General features: G+C 45.5%; 1 pseudogene. It reads left to right on the plus strand.

What is annotated here, in order from left to right:
• A pseudogene (locus ACS8FD_RS20990) lies at positions 1-681 on the plus strand (polyphosphate kinase 1); the annotation flags it as partial.

Genomic DNA, 681 nt, shown 5'->3' on the forward strand with positions numbered 1-681 from the left:
CGCGACATCCATTACTTGAGCGCTTATTTTTCTTGATTATTTTTTCATCAAATATTGATGAGTTTTTTGAGATTCGTGTTGCCGGTATCATGCAAAAGCTCAATATCGGAGATGTCTCAACGAGCGCTCATGGCATGCGCCCAAGTGAAGTTCTCAATGAGATATCAGCCATTGCACACGAGGCTATCAATGAGCAGTATCGTATTCTTAATGAAGACATCCTACCAGCCCTTGCCAAAGAAGATATCCGCTATTTAAAACGTGATGAATTAAATGCAGAGCAATCGGCTTGGATGAAGCGTTATTTTACGGAGCAAGTATCGCCAGTACTAACGCCCATTAGCATCGATCCTGCCCACCCGTTTCCGCGACTGGTTAATAAGAGCCTAAACTTTATCGCAACATTAGAAGGCAAAGATGCTTTTGGTCGTGATATCAATCTGGCTATTGTACCTGCGCCGCGTAGTCTGCCGCGTGTCATTCGCCTGCCTGATGAGCTGACTGGCGGCAAAGAGCATCATGTCATGCTCTCAGCTATTATTCATGAGCATATTGGTGAGCTATTCCCTGGGATGAATGTGACAGGCTGTCATCAGTTTCGACTGACGCGCAATGCAGATTTGGACTTGGCAGATGATGTCGAAGATATCGCCAAAGCGCTTGAGGGTGAGCTTGAAAACC

The sequence above is a fragment of the Psychrobacter sp. 1U2 genome (assembly GCF_051847575.1).